At 70.5% G+C, this 17,286-nt stretch carries 19 protein-coding genes and 1 pseudogene; 8 read left to right on the plus strand and 12 right to left on the minus strand.

Annotated features, from left to right (window positions below; all coding sequences use genetic code 11):
* Nucleotides 1–2: 2 nt before the first annotated feature.
* Nucleotides 3–440 carry a Fur family transcriptional regulator gene (locus tag FF041_RS33100; protein ID WP_323393419.1) on the minus strand — a complete coding sequence of 146 codons (438 nt, stop codon included), beginning with the start codon at nt 438–440 and terminating at the stop codon, nt 3–5.
* Between the two features lie 116 nt (nt 441–556).
* A complete protein-coding gene (locus FF041_RS33105) occupies nt 557–1,129 on the minus strand; it encodes an FABP family protein (protein WP_153526160.1) in 573 nt (190 codons plus the stop codon).
* Between the two features lie 312 nt (nt 1,130–1,441).
* Here FF041_RS33105 and FF041_RS33115 point away from each other — a divergent pair, with 312 nt between their 5' ends.
* A complete protein-coding gene (locus FF041_RS33115) occupies nt 1,442–1,804 on the plus strand; it encodes a DsrE family protein (RefSeq protein ID WP_153486552.1) in 363 nt (120 codons plus the stop codon).
* A gap of 34 nt (nt 1,805–1,838) precedes the next feature.
* Here FF041_RS33115 and FF041_RS33120 read toward each other — a convergent pair whose 3' ends face one another.
* The 8 genes from FF041_RS33120 to FF041_RS33150 form a co-directional block, all read right to left on the minus strand.
* Nucleotides 1,839–2,144: a DUF3099 domain-containing protein gene (locus FF041_RS33120; RefSeq protein WP_153526208.1), complete on the minus strand. Its 306-nt coding sequence runs from the start codon at nt 2,142–2,144 to the stop codon at nt 1,839–1,841.
* A 197-nt stretch (nt 2,145–2,341) separates the two neighbouring features.
* On the minus strand, nt 2,342–2,629 hold the full coding sequence (locus tag FF041_RS33125) for a DUF1416 domain-containing protein (protein ID WP_153486555.1): 288 nt from the start codon (nt 2,627–2,629) through the stop codon (nt 2,342–2,344).
* 30 nt (nt 2,630–2,659) lie between these two features.
* Nucleotides 2,660–3,505, minus strand: coding sequence for a sulfurtransferase (locus FF041_RS33130; RefSeq protein WP_153526161.1), 846 nt, complete (start codon nt 3,503–3,505; stop codon nt 2,660–2,662).
* A 161-nt stretch (nt 3,506–3,666) separates the two neighbouring features.
* Nucleotides 3,667–3,750 (minus strand): putative leader peptide, encoded by an 84-nt coding sequence (locus FF041_RS40655; RefSeq protein WP_350807544.1) that lies wholly within the window; start codon nt 3,748–3,750, stop codon nt 3,667–3,669.
* Nucleotides 3,751–4,082: 332 nt separating this feature from the next.
* Entirely contained in the window at nt 4,083–4,832 is a 750-nt protein-coding gene (locus FF041_RS33135; RefSeq protein ID WP_194292277.1) for an LmeA family phospholipid-binding protein, read from the minus strand.
* A gap of 185 nt (nt 4,833–5,017) precedes the next feature.
* The gene (locus tag FF041_RS33140) at nt 5,018–6,250 is read right to left on the minus strand and encodes a hypothetical protein (protein ID WP_153526162.1); all 1,233 of its coding nucleotides are present in this window, start codon (nt 6,248–6,250) and stop codon (nt 5,018–5,020) included.
* A gap of 10 nt (nt 6,251–6,260) precedes the next feature.
* Complete coding sequence (locus tag FF041_RS33145; protein ID WP_153486559.1) at nt 6,261–6,515, minus strand: MoaD/ThiS family protein; 255 nt, start codon at nt 6,513–6,515, stop codon at nt 6,261–6,263.
* A gap of 25 nt (nt 6,516–6,540) precedes the next feature.
* Nucleotides 6,541–7,560 (minus strand): alpha/beta hydrolase, encoded by a 1,020-nt coding sequence (locus FF041_RS33150; RefSeq protein ID WP_153526163.1) that lies wholly within the window; start codon nt 7,558–7,560, stop codon nt 6,541–6,543.
* A gap of 211 nt (nt 7,561–7,771) precedes the next feature.
* Between FF041_RS33150 and FF041_RS33155 the strand changes: the two genes are divergently transcribed.
* From FF041_RS33155 to FF041_RS33185, 7 genes and pseudogenes are all read left to right on the plus strand, one after another.
* Entirely contained in the window at nt 7,772–8,539 is a 768-nt protein-coding gene (locus FF041_RS33155) for a response regulator transcription factor (protein WP_153526164.1), read from the plus strand.
* Between the two features lie 24 nt (nt 8,540–8,563).
* The gene (locus FF041_RS33160; RefSeq protein ID WP_323372304.1) at nt 8,564–9,586 is read left to right on the plus strand and encodes a LacI family DNA-binding transcriptional regulator; all 1,023 of its coding nucleotides are present in this window, start codon (nt 8,564–8,566) and stop codon (nt 9,584–9,586) included.
* Nucleotides 9,587–9,822: 236 nt separating this feature from the next.
* Nucleotides 9,823–9,933: pseudogene (locus FF041_RS33165) on the plus strand (DUF397 domain-containing protein); the annotation flags it as partial.
* 287 nt (nt 9,934–10,220) lie between these two features.
* Nucleotides 10,221–10,688, plus strand: coding sequence for a tectonin domain-containing protein (locus FF041_RS33170; protein ID WP_228388800.1), 468 nt, complete (start codon nt 10,221–10,223; stop codon nt 10,686–10,688).
* A 295-nt stretch (nt 10,689–10,983) separates the two neighbouring features.
* Nucleotides 10,984–11,958: a S1C family serine protease gene (locus FF041_RS33175; RefSeq protein ID WP_153526165.1), complete on the plus strand. Its 975-nt coding sequence runs from the start codon at nt 10,984–10,986 to the stop codon at nt 11,956–11,958.
* A 37-nt stretch (nt 11,959–11,995) separates the two neighbouring features.
* Complete coding sequence (locus FF041_RS33180) at nt 11,996–12,745, plus strand: response regulator transcription factor (protein WP_153526166.1); 750 nt, start codon at nt 11,996–11,998, stop codon at nt 12,743–12,745.
* Nucleotides 12,742–14,148: a sensor histidine kinase gene (locus FF041_RS33185; RefSeq protein ID WP_323393423.1), complete on the plus strand. Its 1,407-nt coding sequence runs from the start codon at nt 12,742–12,744 to the stop codon at nt 14,146–14,148. The genes FF041_RS33180 and FF041_RS33185 overlap by 4 nt, the downstream gene beginning before the upstream one ends.
* Nucleotides 14,149–14,181: 33 nt before the next feature.
* Here FF041_RS33185 and FF041_RS33190 read toward each other — a convergent pair whose 3' ends face one another.
* Together FF041_RS33190 and FF041_RS33195 are read right to left on the minus strand one after the other, a co-directional pair.
* Nucleotides 14,182–15,042: a phosphatidylinositol-specific phospholipase C gene (locus FF041_RS33190; RefSeq protein ID WP_153526210.1), complete on the minus strand. Its 861-nt coding sequence runs from the start codon at nt 15,040–15,042 to the stop codon at nt 14,182–14,184.
* A gap of 171 nt (nt 15,043–15,213) precedes the next feature.
* The gene (locus FF041_RS33195) at nt 15,214–17,019 is read right to left on the minus strand and encodes a bifunctional metallophosphatase/5'-nucleotidase (protein WP_153526167.1); all 1,806 of its coding nucleotides are present in this window, start codon (nt 17,017–17,019) and stop codon (nt 15,214–15,216) included.
* Nucleotides 17,020–17,286 lie beyond the last annotated feature (267 nt).

A 17,286-nucleotide genomic window follows, 5' to 3' on the forward strand; every position in this document is an offset into this window, starting at 1 on the left:
GCCTACGACTCGGTAGTTGAAGCCTCAGCCGTGCAGCCGCCGCATCGGCCGAAGATCGCGAAGTGCTTCAGGTCCGTGTGGAATCCGAAGGTCTCACGGAGCTTGGCGGTGAAGTCGTCGGCCACCTCGACATCCGCCTCGATGACCCCTTCGCAGTCCCGGCAGACCAGATGGAGATGGTGGTGCCGGTCGGCGAGATGGTAGGTGGGCGCGCCATGGCCGAGATGGGCATGGGAGACCAGGCCCAGCTCCTCCAGCAGCTCCAGCGTCCGGTAGACCGTGGAGACGTTGACACCCGACGCGGTTCTGCGGACCTCGCAGAGAATGTCGTCGGGCGTCGCGTGCCCCAGCGTGTCGACGGCCTCCAGGACAAGCTGGCGCTGCGGAGTCAGCCGATAGCCTCGCTGCCGCAGATCGCTCTTCCAGTCGGTGCTCACCACGCTCCCAGTGTAGGCAGGCGGCGGAAACCGCCCAGGGAGGGAAGCGGCCTACTTGAGGCGTCCTGCTTGAAACGGCCTGCTTGCGGCGGCCTGCTTGCGGCGGCCCCGGGAAGCGCCTACTTGAAGAAGGCGATTCCGTCGTCCGGGAGGTCTCCGAGGTCCTTGGCCCAGGCCGCGACCTGCTCCGGGGTGACGACCTTCTTCAGATGCGCCGACATGTACGGCCGCAGCGGCACCTCGGGGGTGGACTTCTCGCCCACCCACATCAGATCGCTCTTGACATAGCCGTACAGCCGCTTGCCGCCGCTGTACGGGCCGGAGGCGGCGGTGCGCGCGACGGCGTCGGTCACCAGGTCGATCTGCGGCTTCTGGTCGGCCAGCTCGCCGTACCAGATCTCCACGATGCCCTGGTCGCGGACCATGACGACCTCGACCTTGCGGTCCTTGTCGATCCGCCAGTAGCCGCTCTCGCTCTCCAGAGGGCGGACCTTGTTGCCCTCGGCGTCGAGCACCCAGCTGTGGGAGACGTACTCGATGAAGTCACGGCCGTCGTGGCTGAAGGTGACGGACTGGCCGAAGTTGCACTTCTCGGAGCCGGGGAAGTCGGACACGCCCGCGCCCTCCCAGGTGCCGAGGAGGAAGGCGAGGGGGACGAGGTCCGGGTTCAGGTCGGACGGAATCTCGATCATGGTCAGCTCTGGCGATCTGTTAGGTGCGGGGGGGGGGGACGGCGTCGGGGATCAGCGCTGGCCCTGGTACAGCTTCTTCACGGTCAGGCCCATAAAGGCGGCGACGCCGATGCAGACCAGGACCAGCAGGGCTTCGAAGAATGCCTCAAGCACGGGGTGCTCCTCGGATGATGCGGTGGGCAATACCCTGCGGACAGGGTCCGGGCCCCAGCCTAATGGGTGGGGGCCCGGTGATCTCTGTGAGGTACGGCGCGTGCCCCGGACCGGTGGAGGCACGGCGGAGGCACGGCGGGCCCGGATTACAGTTCGGTCATGGCGAAAAAGCTCGTGATCAAGGTGACCGCAGGCGCCGACGCGCCCGAGCGCTGCTCCCAGGCATTCACCGTGGCGTCCGTCGCCGCGGCCAGCGGGGTGACGGTGTCGCTCTGGCTGACCGGCGAGGCTTCGTGGTTCGCGCTGCCCGGCCGGGCGGCGGAGTTCGCGCTGCCGCACGCCGCTCCGCTGCCGGATCTCATCGAGGCAATCCAGGCGGCCGGGCAGATCACCCTGTGCACCCAGTGCGCGGCACGCCGGGAGATCACGGAGAAGGATGTGCTCGACGGCGTACGCATCGCGGGGGCTCAGGTGTTCGTCAGCGAGATCATGGCGGACGGCGTCCAGGCGCTCGTCTACTGACCCGGAGCCCCAGGCATCGGACATCGGCCCCGGGTCAGCGGCGGCGTTTGCCGTCCAGCTCGTCCCACCAGCGATCGGACTCGGGGTCCCCGGAGGGGTCGTCCCACCAGCGGTCGTCCGGCCCCCGCCGATTGGCGACCACCGCCGCGACCGGCGGGATGATCATGGCGACCACGCACATGCCGACGGCCACCGGGACCGACCAGAGCCGCACGACGGCCCAGGCGGAGACGAAGAGAAACAGGCATCCGCCCATCAGCAGGAAATAGGCACGCCGTCGCCGTGCGTACATGCTTCCAGCGTACGGCGGCGGGGCCGTACCCCGCGCCCCGTACGGCATGGGCACGGGCGTGAGCACGACCGAAGGGCCGCACCCCGATCCAGTGGCGTCCAACCCCCGGGGATGCGGCCCTTCGGCCGTTCGAGCGGGCCGCGGCGATCAAGCGATGCCGCGGCCCGTGATCGCGGTGACGGTGCTCAGACCGTGACGACGGTGCTCAGAGCAGCGTCCCGGCGCTCAGACCGTGACGACGGCGCTCAGACCGCGATGGCGACCTCCGCGAGACCGCCCGTCTGCGCGACGACCGTACGGTCCGCCGTGCCGCCCGGCACCAGGGCACGCACGGTCCAGGTGCCCTCCGCCGCGTAGAAGCGGAACTGCCCGGTCGCCGAGGTCGGCACCTCGGCGGTGAACTCGCCCGTCGAGTCCAGCAGCCGGACGTAGCCGGTGATGGGCTCGCCGTCGCGGGTCACCTGGCCCTGGATCGTCGTCTCACCGGGCTTGATCGTCGAGGCGTCGGGGCCGCCGGCCTTCGCTCCACACATACAGCTCTCCAAATGTCCGCGGTTCAGAAATTACTTGCCGGAGCCGAGCTCGATCGGCACACCGACCAGGGAGCCGTACTCGGTCCAGGAGCCGTCGTAGTTCTTGACGTTCTGGACGCCGAGCAGCTCGTGCAGCACAAACCAGGTCAGGGCCGAGCGCTCACCGATACGGCAGTAGGCGATGGTGTCCTTCGCCAGGTCGACCTGCTCGTCGACGTAGAGCGCCTTGAGCTCGTCGTCCGACTTGAAGGTGCCGTCGTCGTTGGCGTTCTTGGACCACGGGATGTTGCGGGCGCTCGGCACATGGCCGGGGCGCTGCGACTGCTCCTGCGGCAGGTGCGCCGGGGCGAGCAGCTTGCCGCTGAACTCGTCGGGGGAGCGCACGTCGACCAGGTTCTGCGCGCCGATGGCGGCGACCACGTCGTCGCGGAAGGCGCGGATCGAGCTGTCCTGCGGCTTGGCCTGGTACGCGGTGGCGGCGCGCTGCGGCACCTCGTCGCCGTCGACCAGGTCGCGGGAGTCCAGCTCCCACTTCTTACGGCCGCCGTCGAGGAGCTTGACGCTGTCGTGGCCGTAGAGCTTGAAGTACCAGTAGGCGTAGGACGCGAACCAGTTGTTGTTGCCGCCGTAGAGGACGACGGTGGTGTCGTTCGCGATGCCCTTGGCGGAGAGCAGCTGCTCGAAGCCCGCCTGGTCGATGAAGTCTCGGCGGACCGGGTCCTGGAGGTCCTTGGTCCAGTCGATCCGGATCGCGTTCTTGATGTGGTTCTTCTCGTACGCCGAGGTGTCCTCGTCGACCTCGACGATGGCGACCTGAGGGTCGTCGAGGTGTGCCTCGACCCAGTCGGCGTCGACCAGGACGTCGCTGCGGCTCATGCTTTTCTCCTCCGGGGCAGTGTGCGGCGGTTTGGTGCGAAGAAGTGCAAAGAAGTGCGAAGAAGAGGTACGCGGATACGCGTCAGACGCGGCGTACCGCGAGGGGGCGGCCCTGATCAGAGGTCGAAGGGCCGGGGGGCGGAAGAGGTGAGGGCTCCCGCTCAGACGGCGCGACAGAGCATGGCGGCGACGCGGCACAGATCGACTGCCCGCCGCTTCGTGAGATCCGCCTGTCGCTGCTTCATGCGTCCGATCGTAGGGACGTGTCGGCCGCCATGTCACCGGTGTTTCGCATATTGAGATGCGATCGTCCGCCATGCGGGACAGATTCCGGGGCGAGGCCGTCGCGCCGGGCGTCCCGGAGGCCCCCGTCCCGGGAATCTTCTGCCCATCGGACAGAGCCGTCTCAGAATGCGGCCATCAGCCGTTTTTCTCTCCTGGCGGGGCCGCCTGCTTCGGCTGACGCCCTGAGCCCCTGAGCCCCTGAGCCCCTGAGCCGATGTGCGACGGGCCGGGCCCACGAGGGCCCGGCCCGATCCGTGCGGAAGCCGTCAACGGAAGACGACAGCGGAAGGCGTCAGCCGACCAGGGTCACGCCCTGGCCCGTGCCCATGACCTTCAGCCCCTTCTCGTCCGCCGTCACCTGGTTCAGCCTCAGGCTCACGGGGATCCCCTCGATGTCCAGCTCGTAGTCCATGGCCCGGCGCAGATCGGCGTCGAAGCCCGGCACGGGCAGCTCCGGCAGCGATTCGGCCTTCAGCCGGACCGCGTCCCCGCCGGCGATCTCGACCGTGCTGTAGGCGGTGACGGTGCGGTCGCCGAGCAGGGCGCTCGCGGTGTCCGGGAGCCGCAGGCCCGCGCCCTCCAGCATCTTCACCAGCGGGCCGGTGACCTTGACCTGGTTCTTGGCGGCCCGCTCGGGGCCCGCGTAGCCGACGACAGCGCCCTCGGGGGCGGCCTGGGCGAGGTCCTCGTACGAGATCCGGGCGGAGCCTTCCGCGCGCGCCGCGACGGCGGAGGTGTAGCCGCTGTCGATCGTCACCTCGGAGAGCTCCGCCCGGACCTCGGAGACCCTCACGACCCGCTCGCCCGCGAGGGCGGCGACGCCGGAGAGGCTGATGTCGACGTCGTCGAGCTGCTTGCCCACGACCTGGGTGAGAAAGGGGAAGCCGTTGATGGACACCTCGGGAGCGGAGGACAGCCCCTGACTGGTTCTGATCTTCTCCGCCGCCTCGGATTCGGCGAAGTTGACCGCGATCCGGTCCAGCGCGGTGAACACCACGCCCAGAATCACGGCGATGATCAGAGTTATTCGCAGTGCACGCATGGCCGGAGGTCCCCTGCCTGATTCATCCGTCTACGCGCCCCTTTCCGGTCCTGAGTCCGGCGGAGACCGGGCCCGGACTGTGACGCCTGTCCTCAGACACCGACGCCCGGTCGGGGGGTTTGGTTCCCCGGCCGGGCGTCGATGATCTTCGCGAAGCGGAAAGCGGAGCGGGCACGCCGGACGGCTCAGACCAGGACCCGGCCGATCAGATAGACGGCGGGCGCGGCGGCCGTCAGCGGCAGCGCCACCCCGGCCGTGAAGTGGACGAACCGCGACGGATAGTCATAGCTCGCCACCCGCAGCCCGACCAGCGCGAGCACGCCCGCGGCGAGACCGAGCAGTCCGCTCCCGGCGGTGGGGAGGTCCGTCATCCCGCCCGCGACGAAGCCCATGAATCCGGCGGCGAGCAGCGCCGCCGCGACGGACACGGCCCCCGGCAGCGGCAGCGCGCGGACCACGACGGCGGCGGCGACCGCGATCGCGCCGACCACCACGGCGTCGTCCGCCGCCGCGAGATGCCCGGCGGCGATGACGGCGAGGGCGGCCGACGCGACCGTGGCCATCAGTCCGTACATCCGCTCATCGGCCCCGGCGTGGCTGCGGAGCTGGAGCACGAGGGTGATCAGCACCCAGACGCCCAGGGTGCCGAGCAGGGCGAGCGGGGCGTTCTCCCGGCCCACGGAGAGCAGGACGGCGTCGGCGGTCAGTCCGCCCGCGAAGGCGAGCGCGATGCCCTGCCGGGCGGGCCACATGCCGTTGAGCCGGAACCATCCGGCGGCGGTGACGGCCTGGAGCAGTACCAGCGGCACGACCAGGCCGAAGGGGCCGACGGCCGCGCCGGCCGCGAGCAGCAGCGCGAGCACGGCGGTCAGGGCGGCGGGCTGGATACCCGGGGCGATGATCGGGGAACGGCCCTCGGCGCGGGCGCGCTGAGCGTCGGTGACCCGGGTGTTGCCGCCCATGGTGGGGGCGCTGTAGCCCTCGGCGGCGGGGGCCTGTGGGGCGGGCGGGGCCTGTGGGGCGGGGTGCGGGGCCGGTGCGTACGGCCCGGCGGGGGCCTCGGGAGGCAGCGGATGGCCGGCGGTGACCGGCGGAAGGTACGCGGTCTCCTCGGCGGCGGCCGGCAGCGGCGGGACGACGGGCTGGTACGTGGTGTCCCAGGTCTCGCCCTCCCAGGTCTGGGCGGCGTCCTGGTGGTGGCCGGGCTGCTGCGGATATCCCTGCTGGGCGTACGGGCCCTGGGCCTGGCCTTCCGCGTACTGCCCCTGGTCCTGGCCGTACTGCCCCTGTCCCTGGCTGTACTGCCCCTGGTTCTGGGCGTACGGGTCGTACGCGTCGTACGCCTGATACTGCTGCTGCGGCGGCTGCGGCGGCTGCGGCGCGTAGGGATCGTACGGATACTGCTGATCGCTGCTCATGGTGTGCGGTTCACCCTCCTGCGAACGGCGGGAGCACCTCGACCGTGCCGCCCTCGGCAAGCCGTACGGTCTCATGGTCCCGGGTCCCCACCGGATCGCCGTCCACCAGGAACGAGCACCGGAGCAGGACGCGGGTCAGCTCCCCGGGGTGCCTCCCGCGTGCCTCGGCGAGCGCCTCGGCGAGCGTCTCCGCCGCATAGGGCTCCTCGGCCGTCCCGGTCGCGGCCTTGGCCGCGGCCCAGTAGCGGATCGTCCCCGCCGGCATGGGCGACTCCTTTCGTCGGCCTCCATCATGGGCCATGGGCGGGCGGCTCCGGGGCAGCGAGCCACTGCGCGATACGGGCGAACAGCCGGTCGTCGTCGGCGTTCCGGGGGTCCCCCGACGCCTTGCGGGCGTAGGAGGTGTGGCCCATGCCCGGCTCGATCCACAGCTCGGCGGGGCCGGCCGCCGCGAGCGCGCGGGGGTGGTCCAGGGGGAAGTAGGGGTCGCGGTCGCCGTGCACGATCAGCAGCGGGACGGGGGCGATCAGCGGGACCGCCGCGACCGGGGAGAGCGGTACGGGGTCCCAGGCCCGGCCCTGGATTCTGGTGCGCAGCCCGTAGCGGCCCACCAGGCGGCCCAGCGGGTGGGTGATCATCCAGTGGAGCCGCCGCATCGGGGCCGTGCCCCGGTAGTACCAGCGGGCGGGGGCGCTCACGGAGACCACGGCGTCGGGGTGGGCCGAGGGCTCCGGCCCGGGGGCGGCCATGACGGCTTCCGGGGCGGCCTCGGAGGCGGTCGTGGCGGCCTCCGTGGGGGCGGGGAACCGGGCGCGCGCTCCCTCCCGCGCCGTCCGTGCTTCGATACGCCCCCGGTCCGTCCCGGCCGCCGGCCCCCGGCCGTCCGTGGAGAGCGCCGCGTGGCGCAGGACGACCGAGCCGCCCATGGAGAAGCCGACCGTCACCACCCGGGGGTGGCCGAGAGTGCGCGCCCAGCGCACGGCCGCCGCGAGATCGAGCACCTCCCGATCGCCGACCGTGGAGCGTCCGCCGGAGCGGCCATGGCCCCGGAAGGAGAAGGTCACCACCGCCGCACGCTGGGCGAACACGGCTGCCGCCCGCCGTACGGCGGGCCGGTCGAGCGAGTGGGTGAGGCCGTGGGCGAGCACCACGGCGGTGGCGGAGGTTCCCTCCGCAGACGGCCGGTACTCCGCGTCGATGCGGACGCCATCAGCGGCGATAAGGGTGGTACGGGTAGTTTTGTACCTAGAGCCGGAACGGGCCATGGAACCGTCCACAGTGTGAAATCGGCCCGCTGGCTCAGAAGTCATGTGGGTTATTCTGCTCGGAAGAGGATCCGGGCGAAGCAGCCCCCGGGTCCTTTTGTGTTTCCGGCCTGTTGTTACAGGCAGGTGAACCAACCGTACGAAGCAGGGCCGCAGCACCATGTCCTCGCAGGGACCGAGGAGGAACCGACGCAATGGGCGAGCGAACCGTGCACCACCCCGAGACGACGAACCGCGCGCAGACAGGCGGTGTGCGATGAGCTCGCTGCTGCTGCTGACCAATGCCCTCCAGCCGTCGACGGAGGTGCTCCCCGCTCTCGGGCTGCTGCTGCACAGCGTGCGGGTGGCCCCCGCCGAGGGCCCGGCCCTGGTCGACACCCCGGGCGCCGATGTGATCCTGATCGACGGCCGCCGCGATCTGCCCCAGGTGCGGTCGCTCTGCCAGCTGCTGAGGTCCACCGGGCCCGGCTGTCCGCTGATCCTCGTGGTGACCGAGGGCGGACTCGCCGCCGTCACCGCCGACTGGGGCATCGACGACGTACTCCTCGACACGGCCGGACCGGCGGAGGTCGAGGCACGGCTGCGGCTCGCGATGGGCCGCCAGCAGATCTCCATGGACGATTCCCCCATGGAGATCCGCAACGGCGATCTCTCCGTGGACGAGGCGACCTACAGCGCCAGACTGAAGGGCCGGGTCCTGGATCTGACCTTCAAGGAGTTCGAGCTGCTGAAGTATCTGGCGCAGCACCCGGGCCGGGTCTTCACCCGGGCGCAGCTGCTCCAGGAGGTCTGGGGCTACGACTACTTCGGCGGCACGCGCACGGTGGACGTCCATGTCCGGCGGCTGCGCGCCAAGCTCGGCCCGGAGCACGAGTCCCTCATCGGAACCGGACGGAACGTCGGCTACCGGTTCGGGGTGCCGGAGAAGGCCGAACGGGAGGCGGCGGAGGCCGTATCGGCCGTCGCTCGTTCGGAGGAGGCCGCCGAACAGCAGAAAGCCGCCGTACGCCCTGCCCAGAGGTAGGTCACCCCGCGTAGACTGCCGCGCGTGGCCAAGGTGACGCGGGACGATGTTGCGCGACTGGCGGGGACTTCGACCGCCGTCGTCAGCTATGTCATCAACAACGGACCGAGGCCGGTCGCCCCGGCCACGCGCGAGCGGGTGCTCGCAGCCATCAAGGAGCTGGGGTACCGGCCGGACCGGGTCGCCCAGGCGATGGCGTCGCGGCGTACCGACCTCATAGGCATGATCGTGCCGGACGCTCGGCAGCCCTTCTTCGCGGAGATGGCGCACGCGGTCGAACAGGCGGCGGCCGAGCGCGGAAAAATGGTTCTGGTCGGGAATTCCGACTACCGCCGTGAGCGGGAGGTCCACTATCTGCGGGCCTTCCTCGGCATGCGGGTGGCCGGACTGATCCTGGTGAGCCAGGGGCTGACCGAGCAGGCGGCGCAGGAGATCGAGGCGTGGGACGCCCGGGTGGTGCTGCTGCACGAGCGCCCGGAGGCGATGGACGACGTGGCCGTGGTCACGGACGACATCGGCGGCGCGCAGCTCGCCACCCGTCATCTGCTGGAGCACGGGAACGCGTATGTCGCCTGCCTCGGCGGCCCGGACACGACGCCGCCGGTCGGCGACCCGGTGACGGACCATGTGGAGGGCTGGCGCCGGGCGATGCTGGAGTCGGGCCGCTCGGTGGAGGGCCGGCTCTTCAAGGCCCCGTTCAACCGGTACGAGGCGTATCAGGTCGCGCTGAAGCTGCTGGCGGGCCCGGAGCGCCCGCCGGCGATCTTCTGCTCCACGGACGACCAGGCGATCGGGGTGCTGCGGGCGGCCCGGGAGCTGCGGATCGACGTACCCGGGGAGCTGGCCGTCGCGGGCTTCGACGATGTGAAGGAAGCCCATCTGACCGACCCGCCGCTCACCACCGTCGCCTCCGACCGCCCGGCGATGGCGCGGGCGGCCGTCGATCTGGTCCTGGACGAGAGCCTCCGGCTGGCGGGCTCCCGCCGCGAGCGGGTGCGCCAGTTCCCCTCGGGCCTGGTGATCCGGAGGTCGTGCGGCTGCGGGTAGTCCCTGCGGGGGCCCTCGCGGGGGCCCTTGCGGCGGCAGGCCGTCGCTCGCCTCATATGCGATCACCGGCGACGGCGGTTCGGTCCGTCGCGGCCAGGCGGCCGTGGATCGCGGCGGCGAGCCGTGCGTACGCGGGACCGGTGCGGAGCGCCTCGTACTCCGGGTCGGCGCACTGGAAGTTGTGCCCGCCCGGATGGCACCGGTAGAGGGTGCAGGCATCGATCTCCGACGACTACACCGGCGTGGTCCCGGTCCGGGACTCCAAGCGGCGCTCCGGACCGGTGCTGATGCTCTCCCCCACCGCCTTCGCCGGACTCGTCACCCTGGCCAAGCACACAAGCGCCTGACCAAGCCCGCCCCGTCGCTCCCCTCAGGAGGAGTGGCGGGGCGGCTATTTTCGCCACCCTGAGCTCGGACGCCAACGGGATGCCCACCTATCACTCTTGTGGGTTACGGCAGTTTCGGCCTTGTATGCACCGCAGAGACCACCCGGACCTTGTACACCAGTCGAACGGGCAGAAATAAACGTTCATTTTCAGATTATTCGAGCACCTCGTCGGCATGCAGAGGTGTTTATATGCCATCGGCACGCGCCAAGTACCCGTTGCGACAGTCCAAAGCGAAGGGCACATGAATGGCTGATTGGAAGAACATCTCCGGCAGTCTCTCGGCGATCTCGGTCGGGTCCAGAACCCACGTCTGGGGCGTCAACTCATCGAACGCGCTGTACCGGTACACCGGTCACGACGCGAACCCCTGGATCAACATCCCGGGCAGTGCCGTCGACATCGGCGTCGCCGCCGACGGCACCGTGTGGTGCGTCAACTCCGCCGGCGCAATCTACCGCTACACCGGAGACCAGAGCTCGACCGACTGGGTCAACATCTCCGGCAGCCTGTCCCGCATCTCGGCCGGGTCCAGGACCCACGTCTGGGGCGTCAACTCCTCGGACGCGCTGTACCGGTACACGGGCCACGACGCGAAGCCGTGGACCAACATCCCGGGCAGCGCCGTCGACATCGGCGTCGCCGCCGACGGCACCGCGTGGTGCGTCAACTCCGCCGGCGCGATCTACCGCTACACCGGAGACCAGCCGAGCTGACCTCGTCGGCAGCACACCACGATGGGCTCTGCCCTCCGCAGGCGGACCCTCACCGTTCACGCCCGGAGCCAGCGGCGATCTCGGCGGGAGCTGTACGCCTTGTCGCCGCTGACGCGGGCCGGGCGGGATGGACGGTCTTCCAGGACCCCTACCGGTCCGGCAGGTCACGCCGGGTAATACCGAGCGGACCCGGAGCATGAGGGCGATTTGACCTTATCCGGGCCCTACGCACTTCTCGCCCGGTTCTCAGTGGCAGCTCAGACTCCTCTCATCTCCGGCCGGGACAGTCGTTCCCATGACGGACCTCCACCACGACGAGCAGCCCCAGCCCGAGCCCTACCACCCCCAGGCATACGACTCCGCCTACCCGCCGCCGCCCGCCCAGCCGCCCCACCCGCACCGGGCCAGGGCCAGGCGGCCCGTCGCGCTGCTCGTCGCCGTCGCCATCGCCGCCGCCGCTGTCGGAGGCGGCACCTCCGTACTGCTCGACCGGGTGACGGGGGAGCCCGGCGGGGGCGGCGGGAACGGGATCAGCGGGACCAATGTGTCCGCCAGCAGCTCAGGAACCGTCGCCGGGGTCGCCCAGGCCCTGATGCCGAGCACCGTAGAGATCCAGGCCGACAACGCCTCCGGGCAGTCCACCGGGTCCGGGGTGATCATCACCTCCGACGGCGAGGTCATCACCAACAACCACGTCGTCGCCGGGGCCGACACCGTCAAGGTCCGGCTCAACGACGGCAGCACCCACACCGCCGACGTGATCGGCACCGACCCCGACCTTGATCTCGCCCTGGTCAAGCTCCAGGGGGTCCGGGGTCTCCAGGCCGCGACCCTCGGCGACTCCAGCACGCTCAAGGTCGGTGAGGAAGTCGTCGCCATCGGCTCCCCCGGGGGTCTGACCGGGACCGTCACCAGCGGAATCGTCTCCGCGGTCGACCGCGATGTGACCGTGGCCAAGGAGCCCGGCCGAGGTCAGCCGCCGAGCGGCGGCTGGCCCTTCGAATTCGGCGGGCGGGAGTTCAACGGCGACACCGGCGACTCCAGGACCACCTACAAGGCCATCCAGACCGACGCCTCCCTCAACCCGGGCAACTCCGGCGGCGCGCTGATCAATATGCGCGGCGAGATCATCGGCATCAATTCCGCGATGTACTCCCCCAGCACCAGCACCTCGGGCGACTCCGGCACGGGCAGCGTGGGCCTCGGCTTCGCCATCCCCGTCGACACCGTCAAGAGCGTCCTCGGCGATCTCCGCGACGGCGACGGCTGAGCCGCACCCGGACAGCGGCCCGTGCGAGGCTGGTGTCATGACGACTCCCCGTGAAGGCGACCCCCGTGAAGGCGAGCGCATCCTCATCGTCGACGACGAGCCGGCCGTCCGCGAGGCGCTCCGGCGCAGTCTCGCCTTCGAGGGCTATGAGACCGAGGTCGCCGTCGACGGCGTCGACGCCCTCGCCAAGGCGGAGTCCTACGGCCCGGATCTGATCGTCCTGGACATCCAGATGCCGAGGATGGACGGGCTGACCGCCGCCCGCCGTATCCGCGGCGGGGGCTCCACCGTGCCCATTCTGATGCTCACCGCCCGTGACACCGTGGGCGACCGGGTCACCGGCCTGGACGTCGGAGCCGATGACTATCTGGTCAAGCCGTTCGAGCTCGACGAGCTCTTCGCCCGTATCCGCGCCCTGCTGCGGCGGCGCTCCTACGCCACGGCGGCCGGCGCCGCCGGGATCGACTACGGGCACGAGGTGCTCTCCTTCGGCGATCTCCGTATGGATCTGGCCACCCGCGAGGTCCACCGGGGCAGCCGCCCGGTCGAGCTGACCCGTACCGAGTTCACCCTGCTCGAACTGCTGCTGGCCCACCCCCGGCAGGTGCTGACCCGGGAGCAGATCCTCAAATCGGTCTGGGGCTTCGATTTCGAGCCCACCTCCAATTCGCTGGATGTGTATGTGATGTATCTGCGCCGCAAGACGGAGGCCGGCGGTGAACCCCGTCTGGTGCACACGGTGCGCGGCGTGGGGTACGTCCTGCGCTCGGGCGGCGGTGACGGGTGACGGGACGCACCGGACGGTTCCGTACGCTGCCCCTGAGATCCCGGCTGGCGCTGCTGGTGGCCACCGCCGTCGCGGTCGCCGTCGCGGCCGTCGCCGTCGTCTCCTGGCTGCTGACCCGGGCCCAGCTCTACGAGGAGCTCAACAACACCCTGCGTAACACCACCGCCCCGGCGGGGATGGTGCAGGAGGCGTACGACAACTGCTCCCAGCAGCGTACGGACCGCAAGAACTCCCCGTCCTTCGCGTACATCCAGCTCATCGACGTCAACGGCAACCGCTGCGTCAGCCCGTACTCCGAGCCGGTCAGGGTGCAGCCCACGGACATCGCCGTCGCCCGGGGCGCCAAGGGGACCACCCTGCACAACAGCGTCACCGACGACGGCGACCCGGTGCGGGTGCACACCACCCAGGAGCTGCTCGGGGACGGCACCCGGATCGCGATCTCCGTGTCCCGGCCGCTCGACGAGATCAGCACCTCGCTCAACCGGCTCGCCCTGCTGCTCACCGGTCTCGCGGGCGTCGGGGTCATCGGCGCGGGCGCGGCGGGCCTGCTGGTCGCGCAGACCGGGCTGCGGCCGGTCGACCGGCTCACCGAGGCGGTGGAGCATGTGGCGCGTACGGAGGATCTGACCGTGCGCATCCCCGCGGACGGCGAGGACGAGATCGCCCGGCTGTCGCGCTCCTTCAACTCGATGACCGCCGCGCTCGCCTCCTCGCGGGACCGCCAGGCCCGGCTGATCGCGGACGCGGGCCACGAGCTGCGTACGCCGCTGACCTCGCTGCGGACCAATATCGAGCTGCTGGCGCGGAGCGAGCAGACCGGCCGGGCGATCCCGGCCGCCGACCGGCAGGCGCTGATGGCGTCGGTGAAGGCGCAGATGGCCGAGCTGGCGTCGCTGATCGGCGATCTCCAGGAGCTGTCGCGGCCGGACGCCGTCCACGGCGGGCCGCTGACGGTGATCGCGCTGCACGAGATCACCGAGGCGGCGCTCGCCCGGGCCCGGCTGCGCGGCCCCGAGCTGGAGTTCTCGACCGATCTCGGGCCCTGGTACGTCCGGGGCGAGGCCGCGGCGCTGGAGCGGGCGCTGGTCAATGTGCTGGACAACGCGGTGAAGTTCTCGCCGCCGGACGGCACGGTCGAGGTGCGGCTCAAGGGCGGCGAGCTGACGGTGCGCGACCACGGCCCCGGCATCACGGCCGATGAGCTGCCGCATGTCTTCGAACGGTTCTGGCGCTCCTCCTCCGCGCGGTCGCTGCCGGGGTCGGGGCTCGGTCTGTCGATCGTGGCGCGCACGGTTCAGCAGGCGGGCGGTGAGATCCGGCTGGAACCGGCGGCGGGCGGCGGCACCCTGGCGGTGATCCGGCTGCCGGGGGCCTCGCATCCGCCGCCGTCGCAGCTCTGAGGCGGGGGCGTGCGGCGGCATGCGCCGGGCCGTCTAGTTGTGGCGGATGAGGGAGTCGACCAGGCCCGGGCGGGTGGCGGGGAAGTCCAGCGGGACGATCCCGAGGCCGCGCCATCCGCTCGCGGTGGAGTCGAGGAACGTGTGCGTCCGGGGGTTGAGGCTGTCCGAGTTCCAGCGCGGCGGCAGCAGTGCGGAGGTGCTGACGTAGTTGACGAAGAGCTTGCCCGGCTGCTGGACCGCTCTGCGGAAGTGCTCCTCGATCTTGGGGTACTTGGCGCCGGGCGCGGCGTTCCAGTCGTCCTGGATGTCGAAGAGCGCGCTGTCGGCGTAGCGCACCCCGGGCAGTCCGCCGTTGTCGCCGAGGAGGACGACCCGGCCGCGGGACGCCCCGAGCGAGGGGATGCCGTCGCCGATCCGGAACAGCGACCGCCAGCCCTTCTGGTCGAGATAGAGATCGAAGACCCGGCGGAACGCGGCGTCGGACTCCGTGGAGTACTCCTGTTTGACCCGCATCAGCACGGTTTCGGAGGGGCGTGCCGCGAGGAAGTCACGGCAGGCGATGAGTACGTCCCCGAACATCATGTTCTGGTACGCGGCCCCGTGGTGGATGGCGTAGGAGTCGCCGGTGATCCGGCAGCGGATGTCCAGGAAGCGGATTCCGCTGTTCAGCTGGTCGGCGACGGTGGTGTTCTGGCACTCGGCCCATAACCCTCCGAAGCGCGCGCCCGAGTCATGGGTACCGGGGATGGTCAGCCGCTGGAGGGCCGTGGCGTCGGGGTGGCCCGCCATCCAGTCCTGGGGCGAGCGGGGGGCCGCCGCCCGCACGGCGGGCGCGGGGACGAGGGCGGTCGCGGTCAGCGCGGCGGCGGCCGTGAGAAAGCCGCGCCGGCGCATGGACCGTCCGGCGGGGCGCTGCGGGTTCAGGGGGCTCTCCATGACGGGATTATGTCGCGTACACGTCAAAGAGCAAGTCTTTGGAAGGGCGGCGGGTCGCCTTCTCCCGCCGCCCCACTGCCGAGGTCCCCGCCGAGCGGGCAGGGACCGGCTGTCGTACTGCCGAGGCCGTTACTTCACGACCGTGATCCGCCCGGTCGCCGGCGGGGCCAGCGGAGAAGACGCGCTGGAGTGCGCGGCCAGATAGCCGATGAACACGTCCAGATCGGACGCGCCCACGACCTTGTTGCGGTGCTCCTTCAGCACGGAGAAGCCGTCGCCGCCGCCCGAGAGGAACTCGTTCATCGCGACCCGGTACGTCTTCGCCGGGTCGATCGCCGCACCGTTCAGCTTCACCGAGCCGGTCACCACCCGGTCCGCGCCCGTCTTGGTCATATCCAGGGTGTAGGTGAAGCCCTCGGACACCTGAAGGATCTTCGGCGAGCCCTGGTTCGCCCCGCTGACCTGCTGCTGAAGCGCGGTGATCAGCTGGGCGCCGGTCAGGTCGACCACATTCATCATGTTGGTGAACGGCTGCACCGTGAATGCCTCGCCATAGGTCACCACACCGTCGCCCTCAGCGCCGGACGCCGTGTACGTCAACGGCGCGCGAATCCCGCCCGGGTTCATCAGCGCGAGCTGCGCGCCGCCCTTGTCGGCCGGAGCGAGCGCTTCGAGCTGGGCGTCCGCGATCAGATTGCCCAGCGGGCGCTCCGGGGCGGCCGGGTTCTCGATGTCGGCGGAGACATGGCCGACCGGCCGGTTGGCGACCGGGGCGGCCAGCGTGTTCCAGCGGTCGATCAGCTGCGTCATGTCCGCGGCCTTGGGCACATCGCGGGTGACGACGTGGTTCGCCGACTCCACCGAGGTGCGGACCACGTCCTTGGTCCGGCGGTCGTAGGTCAGCGTGGTGTCGGTGTACAGCCGGCCGGCGGACGCCGCCGATGTGACGGTGCGCGGCTTGCCGGACGGGTCCGGCACCGTGCACGCGTACGCCTGGTGGGTGTGGCCGGTGACCAGCGCGTCGACCTGCGGGCTGACCTTCTTCGCGATGTCCACGATCGGCCCGGAGATCCCGTCGCCGGGGCCGGGGCTGTCGCAGTCGTAGTTGTACGAGGAGGACGCGGGAGCCCCGCCCTCGTGCAGCAGCGCGACGATCGCCTTGACGCCCTTGCGCTCCAGGATCTTCGTGTACTTGTTGATCGCCTCGATCTCGTCGCCGAACGTCAGGCCCTTGATGCCCTCCGCGTTGACGATGTCCGGGGTGCCTTCCAGGGTCACCCCGATGAAGCCGATCTTGACGCCGTTCTTCTTCCAGACGAAGTACGGGTCCAGCAGCGGCCGGCCCGACTTCTCATGGGTCACATTGGCGGTGAGATAGGGGAAGTCCGCGCCCTTGAACTTCTTCCCCTGCTCGTAGCAGCCCTCGGTGGGGTGGCAGCCGCCGTCCTGGATACGGGCCAGTTCCCTGGCGCCCTCGTCGAACTCGTGGTTGCCGACCGAGGACACGTCGAGGTCCAGCTTGTTCAGCGCCTCGACGGTGGGCTCGTCGTGGAAGAGCCCGGAGAGCATCGGCGTCGCGCCGATCAGATCGCCCGCCGCGGCGGTGACGGAGTACCGGTTGCCCTCGCGCGCGTCGCGCAGATGGGTCGCGAGATACTCGACGCCGCCCGCGTCGATGGTCCTGGTGGTGCCATCGGGGTTGGTGTGGGTCACCCGGCCGCCCGAACCGGACGGCGGCTGGAGGTTTCCGTGGAAGTCGTTGAAGGAGAGCAGCTGCACATCGACCGTGCGGCCGTGGCCGTGGCTGCGCTCTCGCGCCTCGGGGGACCCGGCGGGCATCGCGGCGACGAGCGCGCCGACGGTGGCCAGTCCGGCGACGGCGGTGAGTATGCGGCGGTTGGCGGACGGGCCGGTCCTGTGCGGTCTGGCTGACATCGCTCCCCTTGCTGATTGAGCGGCGGATATGAGGGCTGCGAGCGGCAGCCTAGGGTCAACGCGCGTAGCGCGACAGAGGGATGAGGTCACGACCTGGTTGCCTTCTCCCGTCGTTCCTTGTCACTTCCCACTAAAAGTCCCTTTTCAGCCAACATCGGTCTTCGGCCATTCGGCGGCACGGCGGTCAACCTGCGCGCCCCCGTGCGCGGTCACTTCAGGCGATGCCGGCTCGTGGCGGGATCCGAGGTCAGGTCACGGTCACACGTC

Origin of the sequence: Streptomyces jumonjinensis (assembly GCF_009600885.1) — a bacterium.
Taxonomy (GTDB): domain Bacteria; phylum Actinomycetota; class Actinomycetes; order Streptomycetales; family Streptomycetaceae; genus Streptomyces; species Streptomyces jumonjinensis.